Annotated in this window: 3 protein-coding genes and 1 pseudogene; 3 read left to right on the plus strand and 1 reads right to left on the minus strand. The window is 28.6% G+C overall.

What is annotated here, in order from left to right; translation table 11 throughout:
- The first annotated feature begins 569 nt into the window (after positions 1 to 569).
- The 3 genes from METFODRAFT_RS09495 to METFODRAFT_RS09500 all read left to right on the plus strand — a co-directional run bounded on the left by METFODRAFT_RS09495 (position 570) and on the right by METFODRAFT_RS09500 (position 1,617).
- Positions 570 to 782, plus strand: a complete 213-nt coding sequence (locus METFODRAFT_RS09495; RefSeq protein WP_007045409.1) for a helix-turn-helix domain-containing protein — start codon at positions 570 to 572, stop codon at positions 780 to 782.
- Between the two features lie 66 nt (positions 783 to 848).
- Entirely contained in the window at positions 849 to 1,073 is a 225-nt protein-coding gene (locus METFODRAFT_RS11910) for a helix-turn-helix domain-containing protein (RefSeq protein ID WP_394296036.1), read from the plus strand.
- A gap of 64 nt (positions 1,074 to 1,137) precedes the next feature.
- Entirely contained in the window at positions 1,138 to 1,617 is a 480-nt protein-coding gene (locus tag METFODRAFT_RS09500; RefSeq protein WP_007045410.1) for a transposase, read from the plus strand.
- Between the two features lie 223 nt (positions 1,618 to 1,840).
- On the opposite strand, the pseudogene METFODRAFT_RS11995 reads toward METFODRAFT_RS09500, so the two are convergent.
- A pseudogene (locus METFODRAFT_RS11995) lies at positions 1,841 to 2,080 on the minus strand (IS701 family transposase); the annotation flags it as partial.

The raw sequence follows: 2,080 nt of genomic DNA on the forward strand, positions 1-2,080 counted from the left end.
AGGATTCTCGTAATCACACTGTCAGTAATTGAAGTATATTTATTTTTAGATTCAAATTTCTTTTAAGGGAAATTTACATATCAACCTTGAATTTCCCTTAATAAAAACTTGAAAGTTCAAAATTGGGAGTAAGAGTTTTTAATGCATTTTTTACAATGGCTTTATATCCACATACTAACATCTGGAAGTATAACAATGATAATGATAACCAAATACTACAACATTATAGAGAGAATTAATCCTTAGCCAAATACTTTTTATCAAACTTAACAGCCCAAAGATAAAACATAAGGGTAATTCCAAAAATAAAAATTGCTAAGCCAATAAACCCAATGTAAAAGTTGTTAATCCCCATAAACACCAACCCCTTCTTTTTACTTACTTATAAACTATATCAGTTATTGGATATAATCTTATTATTCCAACGGGATTAAAGCAACAATATGTCCATTTCATAATGTAATCTTTTTAAATTATAGTGTTTTTCATAACTTTTTGGAAAGAGGTATATAACGCTTATTAGCAAATAATATCGATAAAAAATTTAAAAGAGGTTGTATGCTATAGTCATGAGAAAGAAAATTGATGAACCAGAACGATTGAAGAGATTTATCGAGAACAAACATATCAAAAGTGAGGAGTTTAGGGCATTAGTATTATTGTTAGTTGATAAATATAAAGATGTCGATGAAGTTTCGAAGATTACAGGCGTTCCATCAAACACCATATACAATTGGATTAACGAATGGAATGAAAAAAGAAAATTCTTTAACGCCAAATAACGGAAAAAACGGAGGAAGACCGAAAAAATTATCTAACGAGGAAATAAACAATCTTAAATCGATTTTATCAGCAAAGATTATTGGAGAACAGAAGAAATCTATGAAATAATAAAAAAGGAATTTGGAAAAGACATTTCAATCCCTACAATACATCGATATATGAGAAGGTTAGGTTATTCCCTAAAAAAACCCATACTATCGACTATCGAAGACCTGAAAACGCAGAAGAGATATTTATCGAAAATCTTAAAAATGTGGCTGGTAAAATCGTATCAAAAGGTATTTCATTAGAAAACATAGCGATTGGATTTCTTGATGAAACATATATTCAAACAAATCCTAATACGGTTAGATTTTGACTAAACTCAAAAAATTCGTTAAAAAAGTGAATAGTGATAAAACGAGAAAAAGTTTACTCGGATTTTATGCGTTAATAGGAAACGATGTATGCATTGAAATGGAAAATTCGAAAAAACAAGAAATCTACAAAGCCATAAAGAAAATAAGAAAAGCAAATTCTGAATACGATGCAGTTATTGTTGTTTTGGATAACCTCCCATCTCACAAATCGAAGATAGTTAAAGAATTAGCAGAGGAGTTGGATGTGTTTTTAGTTTATCTTCCTCCATATAGTCCCGATTTGAATCCAATAGAGTTCATATGGAAGTGCTTAAAAAGATTCATCTCGAAATTATCCGTCTTAGACATAAACGAGATTGTAAATCGATGTATATGTGAATTCTACAAGCTAAGTTCGAATTTAAGTTATTCAGATAAATTTATAAACAATATTCTCAAAAATACAGGTTTAAAATCGTTTTCCAAAATGTTTTGAAATTCAACTATAATTTGGTTCTTTATTAATTGGAACAACTATGTTAGGTTATGTTTTTAATAAAATTATAGTTAAAAATAAAAATGTCATAAAGAAGGAAACTTTATATATCCCCTATTCAATATTCTAATTGAACTTTTATCCATTATGTTTTTTCTTTAGTTTTTGTTGCATAACCTTTCATTTTATTTTAAATAGGACTTTCGCAAATACATTTAAATACTTAGATTAACAATAAACCAGTTTCTTTACATAAAGAGATTATGGCATTCCCAACGGCTATTCGATTTAGTTCTCTTCTAAACTCATACCAAGTAATCTTTTATCGATTCTAATTTTCTCTAAAATAAAGAAAGCCCTCATAGCTAACGAAATATGTCCTAATACTGGAAATCTTTTTCTAACGAAGAAATTTCCAATATTGCAGCACTGTTTAACTCTCTGTGGAACTCTTCGATTCTCC

Origin of the sequence: Methanotorris formicicus Mc-S-70, from assembly GCF_000243455.1 — an archaeon.
Classification (GTDB): Archaea; AGJL01; Methanococci; order Methanococcales; family Methanococcaceae; genus Methanotorris; species Methanotorris formicicus.